Source organism: Paraburkholderia megapolitana, from assembly GCF_007556815.1.
Taxonomy (GTDB): Bacteria; Pseudomonadota; Gammaproteobacteria; order Burkholderiales; family Burkholderiaceae; genus Paraburkholderia; species Paraburkholderia megapolitana.
In genome coordinates this window covers 1,623,852-1,641,229 of record NZ_CP041743.1, presented here as the reverse complement: position 1 = coordinate 1,641,229, position 17,378 = coordinate 1,623,852, and the positions used below count along the sequence as shown (strand labels likewise).

Annotated in this window: 12 protein-coding genes and 1 pseudogene; 5 read left to right on the top strand and 8 right to left on the bottom strand. The window is 62.0% G+C overall.

From position 1 onward, the window contains the following. The first annotated feature begins 39 nt into the window (after positions 1-39). From FNZ07_RS06935 to FNZ07_RS06915, 5 genes are all read left to right on the top strand, one after another. Positions 40-1,794, top strand: coding sequence for a phospholipase D-like domain-containing protein (locus FNZ07_RS06935; protein WP_245811559.1), 1,755 nt, complete (start codon positions 40-42; stop codon positions 1,792-1,794). A gap of 65 nt (positions 1,795-1,859) precedes the next feature. Next, positions 1,860-2,947 (top strand): IS3 family transposase gene (locus tag FNZ07_RS06930; protein WP_091020698.1). Its coding sequence is split into 2 segments (ribosomal slippage): positions 1,860-2,112 and positions 2,112-2,947, totalling 1,089 coding nucleotides; the frame shifts between segments, so codons are not numbered across the junction. A gap of 48 nt (positions 2,948-2,995) precedes the next feature. After that, on the top strand, positions 2,996-3,388 hold the full coding sequence (locus FNZ07_RS06925; protein ID WP_143098197.1) for a phospholipase D-like domain-containing protein: 393 nt from the start codon (positions 2,996-2,998) through the stop codon (positions 3,386-3,388). 14 nt (positions 3,389-3,402) lie between these two features. Continuing rightward, on the top strand, positions 3,403-5,049 hold the full coding sequence (locus tag FNZ07_RS06920) for an SEL1-like repeat protein (protein ID WP_245811758.1): 1,647 nt from the start codon (positions 3,403-3,405) through the stop codon (positions 5,047-5,049). A 291-nt stretch (positions 5,050-5,340) separates the two neighbouring features. Further along, positions 5,341-5,604, top strand: coding sequence for a PAAR domain-containing protein (locus tag FNZ07_RS06915; protein ID WP_091020591.1), 264 nt, complete (start codon positions 5,341-5,343; stop codon positions 5,602-5,604). Positions 5,605-5,949: 345 nt separating this feature from the next. On the opposite strand, the gene FNZ07_RS06910 is transcribed toward FNZ07_RS06915, so the two are convergent. The 8 genes and pseudogenes from FNZ07_RS06910 to FNZ07_RS06880 form a co-directional block, all read right to left on the bottom strand. After that, on the bottom strand, positions 5,950-6,771 hold the full coding sequence (locus FNZ07_RS06910) for a M48 family metallopeptidase (protein ID WP_091020594.1): 822 nt from the start codon (positions 6,769-6,771) through the stop codon (positions 5,950-5,952). Positions 6,772-6,807: 36 nt separating this feature from the next. Then, positions 6,808-6,972: pseudogene (locus FNZ07_RS34620) on the bottom strand (DUF7092 domain-containing protein); the annotation flags it as partial. Beyond that, on the bottom strand, positions 6,969-8,066 hold the full coding sequence (locus tag FNZ07_RS06905; RefSeq protein WP_091020597.1) for a YjgN family protein: 1,098 nt from the start codon (positions 8,064-8,066) through the stop codon (positions 6,969-6,971). The gene FNZ07_RS06905 and the pseudogene FNZ07_RS34620, both read right to left, overlap by 4 nt. A 34-nt stretch (positions 8,067-8,100) precedes the next feature. Beyond that, complete coding sequence (locus FNZ07_RS06900) at positions 8,101-8,925, bottom strand: YfaP family protein (RefSeq protein WP_091020599.1); 825 nt, start codon at positions 8,923-8,925, stop codon at positions 8,101-8,103. 18 nt (positions 8,926-8,943) lie between these two features. Next, on the bottom strand, positions 8,944-9,801 hold the full coding sequence (locus tag FNZ07_RS06895) for a YfaP family protein (RefSeq protein WP_091020602.1): 858 nt from the start codon (positions 9,799-9,801) through the stop codon (positions 8,944-8,946). Positions 9,802-9,821: 20 nt separating this feature from the next. Further along, positions 9,822-11,486 (bottom strand): DUF2300 domain-containing protein, encoded by a 1,665-nt coding sequence (locus tag FNZ07_RS06890; protein WP_245811763.1) that lies wholly within the window; start codon positions 11,484-11,486, stop codon positions 9,822-9,824. 281 nt (positions 11,487-11,767) lie between these two features. Then, entirely contained in the window at positions 11,768-16,618 is a 4,851-nt protein-coding gene (locus FNZ07_RS06885; RefSeq protein WP_407670736.1) for an alpha-2-macroglobulin family protein, read from the bottom strand. Then, complete coding sequence (locus FNZ07_RS06880) at positions 16,615-17,355, bottom strand: DUF1175 domain-containing protein (protein ID WP_091020656.1); 741 nt, start codon at positions 17,353-17,355, stop codon at positions 16,615-16,617. The genes FNZ07_RS06885 and FNZ07_RS06880 overlap by 4 nt, the downstream gene beginning before the upstream one ends. Positions 17,356-17,378 lie beyond the last annotated feature (23 nt).

Below are 17,378 nucleotides of genomic sequence, written 5' to 3'. Positions count from 1 at the left end.
CGGACATCGACGCAACTCAAACAACCAGGGGCAAACAAAGTGGCACAGTTACCGCTCGACAGTCATAACGCGATGGACGTTGCCATTGCCGAAGCCGGTCAGAACGCACAGGGGTCCGTTCAGTGGTTGCTGGAAACGGAGGTCGACAAGGACGCCAAGCCGACCATGGGAAATGATCTCCAGTTCTTCGTCTGCGGCGAAGAAGGGTTCCAGCAGATAGCCGAAGATCTCATGGGCGCGCAGGGGACAGTTGATATCTGTTGCTGGGGCTTTGATCCCGGCATGGAGATCTGGCGCGGTCCCAAAGCACCAGCCGGTGTTGGAGAGCCGTACCCGAAGCAGGCGATAATTGATCTCGACAAAGCAATTTTCGGAGACAAGGGAATACTTGGGTCACTCGCCTCTCCTGTGCCTGTACAAGCTCCCAAACTTCCTCCAATACCCCAGAAGCAGCCAGTCACGTGGCCACGTGGCGTCGTCTACGGCGCGCTGCTCGAGCAGATCACCCAACGTGCGAAAAATCCTGTCACCGTCCGATTGCTGATCTGGTTCGACCCGCGGGCATCGCGCAAGCAGAACAGTATGCCAGGCCTCACTGACCTCCCGGTTTCCTGGGATAGCTGGATTCAAAATAATCTGCTTCAAGCCCCTCCCTATGCAAATGAGGCTCGCACTCAATGGTGTATTGACTGGTGGAAGCGCAATTTGCCAGATGGCGAGAGCAAGCTAAGCGGCATCCTGACGAAGAACCAGAAGCTGCAGATTGTTCTGCGGAGTATCTCAAGCAAGGATGTCAAGTCGTTGATGGCGCACAAACTGAAGGAAGAGGATGCCCCAAGCACACACAGCGATAAAGGCGACAAGGGTTATGTGGATGAAGAAAATCTTCTCGAAGACTACGCAACGCACCATCAAAAACCCATTCTGATCGATTACGCGTACTCCGGCGATGCCAAGAAGGCAAAGGGATATAACGCAAAGGGATACGTGATGGGGTTGAATTCGATCACGGACTATTGGGACAGAACCGCTCACGATATCGACGATCCCCTTCGAGAGGAATGGGCCCAGTCGTATGTCGATGATGAACACAAGCACGAGCAGGAAACACAGGACCCGGCTGGCTCTCCAGGCACTGCACCGTATAAACATGTCAATCCGTATCAGGACTACGCTTGCCGGATAGTCGGGAAGGCGCTGAAGCGGTTGCACCAGAATTTCGAGCGCGGCTGGAACCTGTTTGCCCCGGATGCATGGAAAACGACAGAACTACCGGAACTGCCGCCAGGAGTACCCAGTAAGGAGGATGATCCCTCGCACCAGGTGCAGATCGTGCGCACCCAGCCACACGAGCACGAGAAAACGATCAAGAGTCTCTACTTCCAGTCGGCGAGTTTCGCGCGCAACTATATCTACATGGAGAACCAGTATTTCTTCTACCCGGAGTTCGCGCGGCACCTGAAGCAGGAACGAAAGAATTTTCACGATAAGTGGGCGCAACTGGCAAACAAGCCGCAGCAGGATGCGCCCATGCTGTACCTGTATGTCGTCACGCCACACCCCCAGGACCCCGGTATGGTCCCTCGCACCTACGATACGATGGCCGAGCTTGGTCACGGCGACGCCTGGCAAGATCAGGCAAAACTGTCACAGGCGGGCAAGACGAAGCAAAAATATGTAGACGCCAAGGGTAACAATACTTTCGATCCCGAGAAGCTGGCGACGCTGCAAAGCGCGATCGGTCTGACAGTAAGCATTGCACGGTTACGCACCAGTGGAGTGGTGGGTAGGTAGTCCCCCGCGAATTAACGGGTGTTCAAGGTAGAATTTTCTAGCAGCAGATTGACAGGGAATTTTGCATGAAGACGTCCAGATTCACGGAAAGCCAGATCATTGGGATCTTGAAGCAGGCCGAAGCCGGAACACCCGTTCCGGAGTTGTGTCGCGAGCACGGGATGAGCAGCGCGAGCTTCTACAAATGGCGCTCGAAGTACGGCGGCATGGACGCGGCACTGATGACCCGGATGAAGGAGCTTGAGGCGGAGAACGCGAGACTCAAAAAGATGTACGCTGAAGAGCGACTCAAGGCCGAGGTGGTGCGCGAGGCGCTTGAAAAAAAGTGGTGAGGCCATCTCGTCGCCGCGAGATGGCCATGCGTGCAGTCAGAGAACGGGCAATGAGCGTACGGGCGGCCTGTGAGGCGTTCGGCGTAAGCGAGACCTGCTACCGTTACCGGGCAAAGCGTTGCGCGGAAAACAGCGTGATCGCCGAGTGGCTTGTGAGACTCACGCACAACCAGCGCAACTGGGGCTTCGGCCTGTGTTTCTTGTACCTGCGCAATGTCAAGGGCTTTACCTGGAATCACAAACGTGTTTATCGCATCTATCGCGAACTGGAGCTGAATCTGCGGATCAGGCCACGCAAACGGCTGGTGCGTGAGCAGCCGGAACCGCTGGCCGTGCCGCAAGCACTGAACGAGTGCTGGTCAATGGATTTCATGCACGATCAGCTTGCTGATGGCCGTAGCATCCGGCTGTTCAACGTGATCGACGACTTCAACCGGGAAGGCCTGTGTATCGAGGTGGACTTCTCGTTGCCTGCGCTACGCGTTATCCGGTCGCTGGATCAGGTGATCGAATGGCGCGGCAAGCCGCTGAAGATCCGTTGCGACAACGGGCCGGAATATGTCAGCGATGCGCTCAGGGACTGGGCCATGAGACGCGGCATCGTTCTGCAGTTTATCCAGCCCGGCAAGCCGCAACAGAACGCGTACATCGAGCGTTACAACAAAACGGTTCGATACGACTGGCTCGCCCACTACCTCTTCGAGACGGTGGCCGATGTTCAGGAGTATGCGACCAGGTGGCTATGGTCATACAATCACGAGCGGCCGAACACGGCTATCGGCGGCGTACCGCCGAAACAGAAGTTGCCCATCGCGGCATGACCTCTACTTCTGAACTCCGTTAAATGCGGGGGGACTACCGGTAACCAGATGGCGTATCGCGAAATCTACATTCATTCGAAGCTGATGATCATAGATGATGTGTTCATCACGCTCGGTAGCGCAAACATGAATCAGCGCAGTATGTCCGTCGACAGTGAAATCAACTTTGGTGCCACAGGTTCGGACTGGGCATCGAAACTTCGGGAGCGGGTTTTCACGCTGCTTTCGGGATCTGCAACCCCAGGTAGCGGGAACCGGGATGAGGCGCTAGCCGTGTACAACCTTTGGGACGGACGGATGAGAGACAATCGAACAATCCAGAAAGCTGGAACGGATCCGATGCAGGGCTTCATTCTCCCGTTTATGGACCGCAGGGCAAACACCATACTTCATGCACAACTCGATTTGCCGCCATCATCCGACATACCCAGAACCGTCTGAACGGAGTCGCTCGAATGCCGATATCGGCCGTCTGCAGAATTTTTCTTATTGTCTTGAGCCTATACGCCGCGAATACCCCGGCGCAGCTGCTACCAACATCGACTATCGAGCATACCGCTGCCATGTCTGATCTTCCGCGCTACGAAAAACTGCCGCTGTTCGACCCGCATCGCAAAACGTTCACCTGCGTCTATCAGGACCAGCATGTCCCGCCGGTCGATCCACAGGCAGAGTTATGGTTCCAGCAGGCGCTCGCACTGGACAACCCGGACATCTACTATGAGAAGCGCGACTACCCGAAGATTTATCAGTTATACGTTCAGGCTGCGGAGCGCGGCAGCTGGAAGGCCATGCTCAATCTCGCGTCGCTGATTCTGAGTGACTATCAGGGTGTGCCGCAACACGATCCGGAGATCGCGATTCAATGGGTCGAGAAGGCAATGCGACTGGGCGTACCGGACGCCTTCGACATGATGGGTACTTACCATCTACAAGGAATGATCAAGGGAGGTGATGCAACCAGCGCCTACTCATTCTTTCAGCGAGCCGCGGACATGGGAAGTCCGTCTGCATTGACATTCCTCGGTGAGAAACTTGACGCCGCATATGATGACCCCGCTGAAGGATTCTGGGGCAACCTCCCGGTCGCAACGCAGATGCTCGAATGTGCATTGGCACAGGGTTATGGCGATGCGGCCGAAGAACTCGGCTTCGTCTATGCCGGGCCGAAAACTGCAGATGCCAAGCTTCGCGCGCTGAAGGTTCTTCAAGAAGGAGTGAAGTTAGGAAGTGCGAAGTGTGCGGCCAAGTTATCAATCGAGTTTGATGGTTTCAACCTGACTAACGGTCGCAACCTCCCTGGCAGCATTGACAAGGCGAGAGCAGAGAGGTACCGGACAATCGGTGCATCACTGACACACTATCAAGGACGGCTCAAACTACCCAACCTGGACAAGGTACTCCCACTCCCCCCAGCCGCTTTGCCCAAGTGGGACGGCAACGCGCAGACGCTGATTGACGGCGCAAAAGCCGTTACGCCACCACCGAAAGGGCAACAGGGTGCCGCCCTGCAAGGGCGCGAATTCATTCCGCACGGGTACGGTGTTCCAACACTTGAGCAGAGCAGCATGGTAGTTGCCGGCAATCAGACTGCCACTCGCGACGGCTACTGGCTTGCGCTTTACGGTCCTTCAACGGCCGAGAAATCGCAACTGATAGCTGCCCGACGAAACAATCCGGAGCGCTATCAGGTGGGCGAGCGTTTCGAAGCGTCGTCCCATGCATGGCTCACCGCTGACCAGGTGCAATGGCACTACCTCGGCGAGGCGTATGTCTTGCCCCCACAGCGGGAAGATTTTTTGAGGGACATGATCGCTGCCCGATTGCTGCGCGAAGTCCCCGAACCGCGCACGCCGATGCGGTGCGACGGGCAGCAAACATGTCCGCAAGACGGCATATGGGAGGGCCGTGTTGTGCGCGAGCATCCGCTGGCTATGCTGTACAACCGATGGAACCAGCAGGCCTTTATCCAGAAGGGCCACGCTTTCCCTCGCCCTGGTGAGCGTTTCGTCGACATCGCGGTCAACGATGTGCAATGGACATATCTTGGAAGTCCGAATGCGGAAACCGGTATGTCCGGCGTGCGCGCGATCGAATTGTAGGCAGCATGAAAACACGCATCACGTGAGACGCCCATGATCGGCAAGTTAGCAGTTCTCGTTCTCCCGTTTGCTGGCCTGTTCATTGCGATCTGGTACTTTCGCAATCGCATCCCGCGCGTGATCAGCATACCTGTCACGGTTGTCGCAGCAATAGGCTGTGCGTGGTTGATATATATGGCAATCGCTTTGTCTTCAGTCCAATGTTTAGGATCATGCGGTTGATGAAAGTGTTTCCACGGTGTGTCAGGTACGGTGACGCCATCGTTCAGTTGAGTTTCCTGGAGTTAACAGATGGTTCGTCAGGTCATAGTTGTTGGTGATACGCTGGCCCCACACGGTGGCACCGTCACGGCGGGATCGAGCACGGACGTCGTGAACGGCAAGCCGATCGCCCGCGAGGGTGACGCGGTCGAATGCAAGGAACACGGCAACCAGACTATCTCCGAAGGCGACGGAAACAGTATGGTCAACGGCAGTCCTGTGGCATTGCACGGGCACCATACAACTTGCGGCTGCACCTTGGTGAGTCGCTCAGCCACACTGTCTCTTCCGTGATCGAGACACCGCTAACTGGCGGCCGACAATACTGTATCCAGATCCGCGCCTGGGCATCCCTCAGCCTGGAATTCTGAACGCTTTCTGGATCAATTCTGGATAACGGCCGCCGGCATTTTTCGACAGGCATCAGCCGCCAGGGTTATCAACAGAAAATGTGCGCAAGGCTGTGGATATCTTGCGCACGATGTCGGCAAGTATCTGATCCTGCGAGGATTCGTCGCAGTGCCCGTCGCACGGCAGCACAGAGGCACAACCGGGTCAGACGACAGGTCCTTCAAGATCGTGGCGGCGCACAGTTACGACGCTCGAACTACCAACGATCAGGGCAGAGCGTCACGCCCACTACTTCCCACACATCCCCCGCACCGCCTCCCACTGCTGCGCCGTCAACGCACTCTCCCCCAGCGCCGACCCGTGATTCTTCGCCTCACGCTCGGCGGTACCCGGATGATCGGAAAAGAACGTGGCCGCACGCTCATCGTGATCGCCCTTGCCGAGCATCGCAAAAAACGCGGCGAGCCCGTCGCTGCGCAAACCGCTCGCCTGCAGATAAGCAACACCATCGTGATCGGCAGCGCTCTCCATCTCGCGGCTGAACGACAACCGTACCAGTTGCCCCGCAAACGACGACATATCCATAAAACCGATATTCACGCCGACCGCGACGCTGATCAGCCGGATGCCCGTGCTACGCACGAGCGCGCGGATCGGATCGCGATGCGCGATATGCGCAGTCTCATGCGCCATCACACCCGCCAGTTGATCTGCGCTGCCGACTCGCTCGATCAGCCCACGCATGACGATCATCCGCGTACCGGGCAGCGTCAGCGCATTGACCCGCGCATCGTCGACCACGACGAGCCGCACCGGTTGCCCGATGCCCGCGGCATGCGCAAGACGTGCTTCGAGCTGTTCGAGCGCCTGCTGCCCCGCAGCGCCCGTGCACACCCGATGTCGACGCACGACCGAAGCCTCTACCGTGTCGCCGAGGCGGTTTTCAAACCGCGCCGGAATCAACGCTGCGGCGAACGCGGGTACGCGCACGATCACTAGAAACGCGACCACCAGCGCAGCGAGTCCGACGCCGAACCATGCGAGCCAGCCGAACGCGGGCGCGCGACGACGTTCCATCGAAGCCGGCAGCGCCGCGGCATCGACCAGCACCCGCGCCGCTTCGCCTTTGCACGACAGTATGACAACGCCGTCCGGATCGACCTCGCCGACGACGACATCCGTCAGCAGCCAGCGCGCGAGTTCGCCGTCCGTGCCGACGATCGACAGGTGCGTCGCGCCCCACGCAAGCGTCGCGGCATGCGCCGCGGCGCTGCGGCCGTCGTAGTAGCGCGTCGGGCGATCGGTGCTCAGAAGCCGCCGCCGTGGTCGAGAAGATTCAGCGCGCCCTCACCGGTGCGCGGCGCCGCGACGTTACTCTGGCCAAGCGACTGCGGATCGACCTTGCCCTCCACCAGCAGCGTATCGGCGATGAAATGCATCACTCGGTTCAACGCAATCGGGAAGCCAAGACCCAGCGTGAACACGACGATTGCCAGGTTGCTGATCACGATGACGAGCAAACGCCGCCCGGTGATGCTCGTCCCGAAGCGCAGCTGTGTACCCAGCGTCGTGTTGCCGACAATGTGCTGGCTCACTTTTGCAATGTAGTAGCAGCGCATCAACAGCGCGCCGACGATAAACAGCACGTAGAACGAGAAAAAGGCAACGAATACCTTGGTCGGCACGTGGTGCTCCCCGCCGAGTTGCGCGAAGAAGAGCGATATCGCGGGCCCGAGAAAAAGAATACCAACTACGACACCCCACACGACGATGCCGAGGAAGCTCAGCAGAAACGCCTTGTAGAGCGGACCCGCCTGCCCCTGGAAGCGAAACGGTTCGCTGCCGAAGCTGCTCGCGTTGATGCGACGTTCCGCGAGCCGCACGGTCACCCACGGCACCGCCTGAAACAACGTCACGATGCACAACAGGCCGTAGAGCAGCGCCTGCACACCGTAGCGCATCATCGAGCCGGTCATGCCGCCGCGAATGCCGCACCACACCGTACGGCTGAGGCGATAGCGCTGCGCGCTGAAATACGCACCGGCCGCGAAGACGCCGATCGCCGCATACAGCACGATTATCGGCAACATTCCTAGTGCCGCGCTCCCGGTTAGCTTGCTAAGGATCGCAGAGAGCCCAAACGCGACGATCATCGAACCGATCAGTATCCCCATCGCGAGCAAAAAGCCCTTGAACAGCTCGCCGCCCGTCCCGGTGTATTCGAAGCGTTCATCCTGAAAGCGCATCCGCGACCACACGTAGCGTCGCAGCGCCGTGGTCGCCCAGAAGCGATAGATGCCGACCGTGACGATCGTCAGCAGCAGGTTCTTGATGAAGATGCCGTACAGCTCACCGATATTGCCGTCGTAAGTGAGTAACGGTCGTTGCCCCGCGTTCTGGTCCATCGTGTTTCCCCTGTTCGATTACTGGTTTTTTCACTCAAGGTATGACGAACTTCTTCGCGAGCGTCAGCTCGCCCGCTTTGCGCATCGGTACAACAACCGTTTCGCTCTTTTCGTTCGGGGTGTTTTCGTCGGTGATGATCGTGATCTGCGCGACCGTCATGTCGGCGCCGCTCTCGCCCTGCCCGTAGTAGTTCACATAGACGAGATAGGCGCCGTGCAGCGGCGCGGGCGTGGAATAGATCTCGGGACCGTAACCGGTCGTCACGTCGACGTCGAGCGCGCCGCCGTTCGGCGCGACGCGGTCGCCGTAGAACGTGTGCACGCCATCCGGCGATACGACGTGCAGATCCAGATCGGTGCCATCGGTGTCCCACGCGAGCACGATACGCAACCGCGGCCGCGTCTTGTTCGAATACGCGTCGTAGAACTGGATGCGTTTGCTCGTGCCATCCGCGGTGCGCAACTCGACACTGTTGCTGCCGCCCGCAAACGCCCACGGGCGCGAGAAGCTGCCGTCTTCTTCGATGCGTTGCGGCAGCACCGTGCCGTTGACGATCATCGTCGCCACCGACGTTTTCTTCCCGTTCTTCGCCGCCGCCCCCCCGCCATTGGTCCTTTTCGGCGTCGCACGAATCTGCCCGGCGATCATCGCAAACGCCGACTGACCTTCGGGCGTCGTGACGGCGACCGCCGGATAGTGCACATCCTGCGTATAGCGCGAGGTATCGCCGGCGGTATTGCGCCAGCCATTCACCGGCGTGCTGAACTCCACGTCATCTGCCTGCGCGGCGCAAGCGCCGGCAAGCAGCAGCACGGCGGCTATCCATCCTATGCATCGCGAGGCGCGGGCATCCATCATTGCTGTTCCATGTCGCAGTTAAAGTCGCTCGCTCTTGACGAGTTGCAGGTCGCCGATCTTGCGCAGCGGCACGACCATCGTTTCACGGCGCTCGTTCGGCGTATTTTCGTTGAACACCAGCGTGAGACGCGCGGTGATGACGTCGCGGTCGTGCGCGGCAGCATCGAAGTTATAGCCGGTCGAATCGAAGTTGCCCCAGTAGTTGAGGAAGAAGAGCCACGTACCGTGCTCGGGCGCCGCCGACGAGAAAATGCCCGGCCCCGCGCCATCCACCGAATCCACATCGAAGCCGCTGCCGTCGGACAAGGTCGGGTTCGCAAAGAACGCGTGCAGACCGTCGGGTGTGATGACGTGCAGATCGACCTGCGCATGCGGATCGTCCCACGTGACGATCGCGCGCAATTTCGCCTGCGGCTTGCTGGTGTCCGCTTCGTAGAACTGCATGCGCTGATGCGTTTTACCGTCGGCGGAGATGATCTCGAGGCTGTTCGATCCTGCGCCGAAGGCCCACGGGCGCGCGAAATTGCCTTCGTCGTCGGCGTAGAGTGGTGTCGGCGTACCGTTGACGACGAGCGTCGGCGGCTTGCGTGCTTTTTTGTCGAAGTGTTTCAGCCGTCCTTCGATTAGCGTGCGAAAGCGCTGCTCGCCGCGATCGACCGGTGGTCGCGGATACGCGGCGACGAAGCGCTCTCCTTCGTTGGTCAACCCGCTGTGTCGCCAGCCGTTGAACGCGTCGGTGAGATCGGCGAGCGCGCCGCCTTCCGTCGCGGGCGCGGCATTTTGCGCTTTCTGTGCATCCTGGGCGAACGCCGCCGGTATCAGCAACATAGCGGCAAGCAGCGCACCCACCCAGGTGCGGCGGCGCAACGATCGCATCGTGGAGCGGAGTACAGGTTTCATTGGACCGTCGCCTCCGAGCGGATCAACGCGCGCGCCGTACGCTCGACGAATCCTTCATCGAGTCCACGCGGATGATGCTGGAACGCCAGGTGAATATATTCGTGCGCAAGCGCGATGCGATCGTCCTCGCTGCGCAGACGGTGGATGTACACGCGGTTGCGCTGCGCATCGGCATACGGCCGGCCGTCGGTCACTGCGCAGACCGCGGGCAGATCGGGCGTCTCGTAGCCAGGTTCGTCGTTAAGCCGCCGCGCCCACAGCGATGCGTTGCGCTGCAGCCATTCGCGCGCGCCGGCCACCGGCTGGCAATCGCCAGCCAGCGGACTTTCGAACGACGTCAGCGTGGCCTGCGGCCAGGTGCGCGCAAGAATCGCATCGAACGTGAGGCCGCGTTGCGCGGCAGCCTTCGCGTCGAGCCAGCTCATCTGGCCGGCCGCGGCCTTGTCGTGGTGATACTGGACCGGGACCCCGGTCAGCACGAGCGCATCGGTGAGATCGGCGGCGCGACGGGCGCCTGCGCTCGCCGGATGAGCCAGCACGCGCTGCGTGCTGCTGCTGTCGTCGATGCGGAAACAGCCGCGCTCACGCGTGCCGTGCTGGACCACATAGCTGCGCGCGGCAACCGCCAGTGCTTTCGCGGCCTCTTCGTCGCGCGCATCGCCTTCGCGCTCGACGACCCGCGCGATGTAATCGTTCATTCCGAAGCGACCGATGATACGCGGCGCCACACCAGGATCGCTCTGCAGCAACAGCTCGCCGCGGCTCTCGATGCGCAGCCAGTTGCCGTTCGCAAAACCGACTCGATAGGCGCCGGTCAGCGGACCGTCGGGCACAGCAGCGCTACCTTGCACGGGCAGCACTTCACGCACCGGGTAACGCGTGAAGAAATCGACGACGACGCAGGCCGCATCGTCCGGCACGATGGTCTGCGCGAGCAATGGCGCAATACGCGGCGCCGCGGCGGCCAGCACGCGCGCACTACCGCCCGGACCGCCGAGCCAGACAGGACTGCCATCGGCAAGCCAGCCCGCCGCGCCGCCAATCGAAGCGCCGGGTCTCGCCGGGTCCGGCATCGTCCAGGTTTTTGCGCGCAGCAGGCTGCCGTACAGCGCAACAGTGCCCTCGCCTCGTCCGCTAGTGAGCACCGAGATCAGCGTGCTCGAAGCGGCCTCGCGTGGCCGTGCTGGCATCGCCTGCAGCGCCGCCAGCAGATCGGCAACGGCCACCCGCTGCGCAGGCTGCAACGCGCGCAGATCGCGCAACCATGCCGGCGCGCCGGCGGCGCTCCAGTATTTGCGCCAGTCGGCGGCGTCGATATGCAGACGCGCCGGTTCGAAGAAGAGTCCGCACGACTGCACCAGCGCGCGCTCGCGATCGATATGACCACCCGTCATGCAGCAATAGACCTCTTCGGGATCGCCGCCCGTGCAGTTGTAATCGGGCGTCGCGATACCGCGATCCACGAGGTAGCCATAGACAAACAGTTTCCACACGCTGCCGAGTGGTGTTTCGACGGTAGCGGGTAGCGGTTGCGCGGCCTGTGTCGAGAGTTGATCGCCGACGGTACCGCGGCTGTCGATGCGCCAGTACTGCGCGCGCCCGTCGCGCAGCCACGCGAACTGTAGCGGTTCTGCGGATGGTTTCGAACCACTGAGCGACATACGGTTCGTTGCGGGCAGGCTGGCCTGAATGGTTGTGTCGCTTGCATCCGCCAAACCCGGTGCCGGATCAACAGGAGCAACAGCAGCAACGCGAGGCGTGTGCGCGACGCCACTCGCCTCAGCATGTGCCGCTGCACTGGCGAACACATCGGCCGGATGCAGCCCCCCGGCACCCAGCACCAGCGTCGACACCCACGCCAGCGCGCACGCCCTGACCGGCCGCATCGTGCCGGCCAGCAGGGAACGCGTGTCGCGCAGGACCGATGTCATCGCTGGCTCACTCAACCGATCTTCATCGTGATCAGACGATCGCTCTTGCCGCCTTCGAACGCCTTCGCATCCGGCTGATACATGCGGAAGTAGCGCGCGGGCGGCACGACGAACGTGCCCGGCAAACCGAAGCGCACGAGCTGACGCAACGCGACGCGGCGGTCGAGCAGCGGCACCGGTTGATGGTAGTTCAGCTCGCCCATCTCATAGGTAACCGCGCGCTGGAACGGCTGCGGACCGCTGCCGCCCTCGCTGGCGGGACCCGGCAAGCCATCGATGCTGATGCCCCAGCTCGTCGCCTCGACTTCGCCCCCCGGCGGCAGCGGTACTTCGAGCAGGCCGTACTGGTAGGCCGTGTTCGCCGGAGGCGTGAGCGTCACTTCGTCGACATAGAGCGCGTTGCTGTCGAGCGCGTCGCCGGGCTTCACGGCTTCGGCCGTGAAGGTGAAGCGTGCGGCGGCGTCAGCGTCGCTCGTGTCGCTCTTCTTGGCGTCCTTCTTGTCGGTGGCGGCCGGCGTGGACGGTACGAGCTTGTATAGATGCCGCTCGACGGTCACCGGCAGGCGGCTCGTATCGGCCGCGCGGCTGCGGTACGACACGAGCGCCGTCACGTCGGGCCGGACTGCGCCGATATCGACGGACTGCGGCAAACCGGTGCCGGTCCACTTCCACACCGCTGCGCCGGTCGGCGTCGTGTTGCGCTGCCATCCGGCGCCTTGCAGCTCCGGTAGCGGCGTGCTGTCGGCGTCGCCGCCCAATGCCTTGCGCAACCACAGTAGCGTCAACGCGCGGTCGAAGGTCGGATACGAGGCGCTGCTTTTTGCGAGCAGCGCGACCGCGTCGACCGGTGCCGCGCCGTCGGCGCCCGAACCACCGGTTGCGCCCGTCATCACGAGCAGGCTTTGCACGAGCGGCGCGGAATCGGTTGCAAGTGCGCCGCGTGCCGCCGACACCGCTCCGTCAAAACCATCGGGCAATTGCACGCCGGCAGCGCTACGCGCCATGTAAGCGGTCAACACGAGCGCGAGCTGCGTGCCGCGCGCGCTGTCCGGGTTGGCGAACACGATGCTGTCTTCAGGGCCGAAGCCAGGACCGCTAGCAGTCGCCGTATCTTTCGACGTCTGTGCCTGCATCAACTGCTGCGCGACACCCGAGAGCGGAGTTGTAACCGGCAGACCCATCTGCTGCATGAACCACAGCGCGAGCGCGCGATGCAGCAGCGGCTCCTTCGCCCCAGCATCGCGGTAGACGTCCATCGCGTGCTGCCAGTTGTCCGCGGGCAGCGAGATCGCGAGGCTGCGACTGGCGAGCCAGTCCGCGTAGTACGCATAGGCGGTGATCAGCGAGCTACCGCCGGTCGTATCGCCCCACCAGCCGAATGTACCGCCGACGCCCGCAAGCAGCGCGAGCCGCTGGCGCTGATTGCGCAGCTGCGCTTCGACACCTTGCGTCGCGCTCGTACTTGCACTGCCGCCGCGACTCAACGCATCGTGCGCGAGGGCGAGCGGAATCAGCCGGCTCGAAGTTTGTTCGGCGCAGCCGTACGGATATGCGATCAGGTCGTCGGCCACGCGCGCAAACTGGCTCGCGCCGCTCGACATCAACCGCACGCTGACATCCTGAGCATCGGCGGCGAGATTCAGCGGCTTGCCTGAGGCATCGAGCGCGACCGGCGTCTGATGCAGATCGAGCCAGCCGGTTGCATCGAGTGCAATCGATGTCTGCAAACGGTCGACATCCTTGCCACCCTGCCGCAAGGTCGCATCCACGACACCGGGTTTCATCGCCGCGACCGGCAGCTTCAGATAGTTCGCACCAGGCTTCAGCGTGACCTTCTGGTTCACCGACAAGCCGCCGCCTTCGACGATCCAGTCCGCCTGAACATCGGTATTGGCCTGGTTGAAAGCCAGCATGTCGATGGACGGCTTGTCGTTCGCGCGGAAATGCGCCGGACCGCTCCACTTCAGATACAGCGCCTTGTCCGAACGCACATACGCCGTGCGCTGGCCGACCATACCGTCGGCCGAAGCCGCGCGCACCGTGATGCGCCAGCGCGCGAGCGCATCGGGCATCTTGAAGGTCATCTTCACGTGACCGCTTGCGTCGGTCTTCAGATCGGGCTCCCACGCGGCCGTGTCCTGATCGTCGCGGCGCGGACGCTCGAGTACCTTCACGCCGCGCTCGTTATAGCGCTCGCGCTGCGGTCCACCTGGCGCGCCGCGCAGCGACGACAGCGCTAGATCGTAGGTGATGAACGACAGGCTCGACGACGTGCGCACATTGTTACGCCGCGGGTGATAGAAGAAATCGACAATGCTTGGCGCGATTTCCGGCTGCAACACGTAGACCATTTCGTCGACGACGCTCACCGTCAGATCGGCGGGCAGCGGTTTGCCGTTCATCGCGCTGGTCAGGTCGAGCGTCACAGTGTCGCCTGGGCCGTACACCGGCTTGTCGCTCTTCACGTCGAGATCGATGGTCGGTTGCACGACGACGATGCCGGCGTTCTGGAACACGTACTCGCCTGCGTGCACATACAGCACCGAGAACGTCATGTTCGGCGCGAAGTTCGTATCGACCTTGATGCGCGCCTTCCATTGCGACGGCGCGACGCGTTGCAGACTCAACCAGTCCGCTCCCGACGTGAGCAGCGCGCGATGTTCGACCTTGTCGCGCTCGAGTGTGAGCAACGCGTCGTCGACGGGTTGTGGGAACGTGATCAGCGCTTCAGCCGTATCGCCGATCTTGTAACGATCGCGATCGAACACGATCTCGACGCTGCCCGGTATCGCTTTCACGCCGTCGCCGGCCACCCAGTGGCTCGTTGCACCTAGCAGGTTGCCCGTGTCGTCCTTCACCGACAGCATGTAAGAGCCCGGCTCGTCGAACTGCACGGGAATGGTCACCGTACCGCCGGCCTTCGCGTTGCCGATCGTGCCCTCGCTGTGCGTCTGCGATTCGAGCCGCACCCATTCCCATTTCGCCGGCGCGTGCGCGGACGGATCGACTGCGCCGAGCGCCTGCAGCGTGAAATCGACGCGCTCCTTCGGCTGCGAGAACGATTTCGCCGCGGCGAGGCGATACGGCGTCACCCCGCGCGCAATCAGCACTTCGCGCGTGACACGTACTCGATAGGCAGCGCCGTCACGCGCGAACAATGTCAGCGCGTAGCGGCTCGGCTCTTTTGCGGCCGGCAGCGTGAGACTCGCGTTGCCGTCGCTATCGGTCTCCAGTTCCTGCTGTTCGAGTTTCACCGGAAAGAGACCCGCATAACGCAGCTCGCCATCGACGATCGTCACCTGTTGCGCGCGCAACGTCACCGAAATCTTGCTGTCCTTCACCGGCTTGCCATCCGGATAACGCAGCTGGATCTTGCCGTGCAGCGCCTCGCCAGTCGCGTAGTCGGGCTTGTCCATCGACAGGTTGACGTCGAAATGCGGCTTCACGTATTCGGCCACGCGAAACGCGCTGCCATAGATATCACCGTTGTAATCGAAGCGCAGCGTGTAGCCGCCGGCGGTGGCATCGGCGGGAATGGTGAACGTGGCCTGCGCGCCGGTATCCGACGCGAAATGCGTGGTCGAGGTCGAGATCGGCGAGCCGCTCGGATCAAGCACGTCGAGCTTGATGTCGGCCTCGGCGGGAGCGGACGACTGCGTCGCGTTCTGGAACGTACGGCCGATGAACTTCACGTACACGCGGTCACCGGGGCGGTACATCGGACGATCGGTAACCGCGTAGATCTTGGTGTTGTAGATCTCGCTGTCGTAGTAGAAATTCTCCGACACGAACACGCCGCCCGCCGGATCGCTGCCGATCACATAGCTGCGCTCGGGGCTCACGTGGTCGAGTGCGAGTGCGCCGTCGTTGCCGGTGCTGCCGCTTTGCAGAACGCCGACGCCGTCGGTCCAGCTCACCGCCGTATTGGGCACGGGCTTGCCGTTGTCGCGCCGCGCGGTCCACACGAGCATGCCGCTCGACGCCGCCTTGACAACCGCGACCGTGTCGGACACGAACAGCAGCGTATGCGCGCGATAGTTGCCGATGATCGCTTCGACGATATACAGGCCAGGCGGCAGCTTGCCGACCGGAATCATCACGTTGCCCGAACTCGCTTCGATGAAGTTGCTGCTGCTACCGGCCAGTTCGACACCCTTGGGCGGCTGGATCGTCTTCGCATCCCAGATCGGATAGCGAAAGCGCCCGACGAGGTCGTAGCCCTTCAGCGGCGCGAACTGCATGTTCTGCGCGAAGTGGCTCGGTTGCGCCAACTGATCGCCGAGCTTGAGCTGCGGCTCGGACTCGGTGGCCTTGCTGCGCGTCGCGAACGACAGCACGCGCTGCCACGCGCGCCGCGCTTCGGTAATCCAGCGGTCCCACAGGTAGGCGAGCGTATTCGCGAGGCCCTCGCCCTGATAGTTCGGGGCGATGTTCAGACGATGCAGGTTCTTTTGCGCTTTCAGGAATTCGATCGGCTTCGGCACGCGGTAGACCACGATGTCCGCACCGCCATAACCCGCCAGCTGATCCTTGAATTCGCGGCCCGGTGCTTCGAGGCGGACCTGCGCGAGCTGGTCGCTGCCGAAGCTCGCATCGGAGAGCAGAAAGAACGGCTGACCGTCGATCTTCTGCGTTTCGAAGCCGCTCGGCGCCGCGGGCTGCAGCGTCGGATTCTGCGCGATGTTGGTGTCGTCGGCGGAAGCGGCGGTGTCGTCGGCGCGGGCGGGCGCGGCGTTGCCTAGCGCCAGCGTCAGACCCAGTACGAGACTGAGCGTGAGGCTAAGCGCAAGCGCACGGGCTGCGCCCAAGCGTGAACGCGGGCGACGGGAAGCGAAATCGACAGGAGCGTAATGGCAGGTCATGGTGTCAGAAAGGCCAGACGAAACACACCCACGAAGTTCGGATTGCCGTCGAGCGGCTGCCAGCGGGAGTCTTTCCATTGCATCAGGTCGGAAACGGCGACCGCGCGCAGACCGGTATCGGTCGGCGTGACGGTGCCTGTGTGATAGGCGATGTAGCGGTCCAGCCAGATCATCAGATGCTGGTCGTCGCCCTGGTCGAAGAACAGCAGGTCGCCGGGCAGCGCCTGGTTCACATCCTTCGAGACAAAACGGCTGTTCAGTTGAATCAGTGCGATCGCCGACGCGTAGGCGCCGGTGCTGCCGTCGATACGCGTCCAGCGGTTGGTGAGCGAGCGTTGCGTGGGCGTCAGTTGCAGTTCGGGCGGCAGGCTGCTTGCGTCGGTTGCACCGCTCATGCCGTTGGCACGCAGCCAGCGTGTGTCGTGCGGCTTCAGTGCCTCGCCGGCGGCGAAACGTACGAGGCCCGCGCAGTCGCGCTGGGTCCAGCGCGGCGTTGGGCCACGGCGCATCTGCTGGTCGACGATGCGGGCGAACCACGCGCGGAATGCGTTCGATTGTGCCGCCGACAGTGCGTCGGGTTCCGGTGCGACTGTCGTTGCGGATAGCGCGAAGACGTGCGGCGCGAACCACGCGGTGAGTAGCGCCGTAGCTGTGCCGGTGAGCCACGTACGCCTGCTGTGGCGATGCGTGCGGTTGCTTGCCTGGCCGCCTGGGTGAGCGCTTCCGTGAGCAGCCAGGCAACCGTCGACGCGATCGCCCG

Coding starts and splice junctions, on each gene's coding strand:
- FNZ07_RS06890 (WP_245811763.1), bottom strand. CDS start 11,486: ATGTCGCTCAGTGGTTCGAAACCATCCGCAGAACCGCTACAGTTCGCG.
- FNZ07_RS06915 (WP_091020591.1), top strand. CDS start 5,341: ATGGTTCGTCAGGTCATAGTTGTTGGTGATACGCTGGCCCCACACGGT.
- FNZ07_RS06885 (WP_407670736.1), bottom strand. CDS start 16,618: ATGACCTGCCATTACGCTCCTGTCGATTTCGCTTCCCGTCGCCCGCGT.
- FNZ07_RS06905 (WP_091020597.1), bottom strand. CDS start 8,066: ATGGACCAGAACGCGGGGCAACGACCGTTACTCACTTACGACGGCAAT.
- FNZ07_RS06925 (WP_143098197.1), top strand. CDS start 2,996: ATGGCGTATCGCGAAATCTACATTCATTCGAAGCTGATGATCATAGAT.
- FNZ07_RS06895 (WP_091020602.1), bottom strand. CDS start 9,801: ATGCGATCGTTGCGCCGCCGCACCTGGGTGGGTGCGCTGCTTGCCGCT.
- FNZ07_RS06920 (WP_245811758.1), top strand. CDS start 3,403: ATGCCGATATCGGCCGTCTGCAGAATTTTTCTTATTGTCTTGAGCCTA.
- FNZ07_RS06900 (WP_091020599.1), bottom strand. CDS start 8,925: ATGATGGATGCCCGCGCCTCGCGATGCATAGGATGGATAGCCGCCGTG.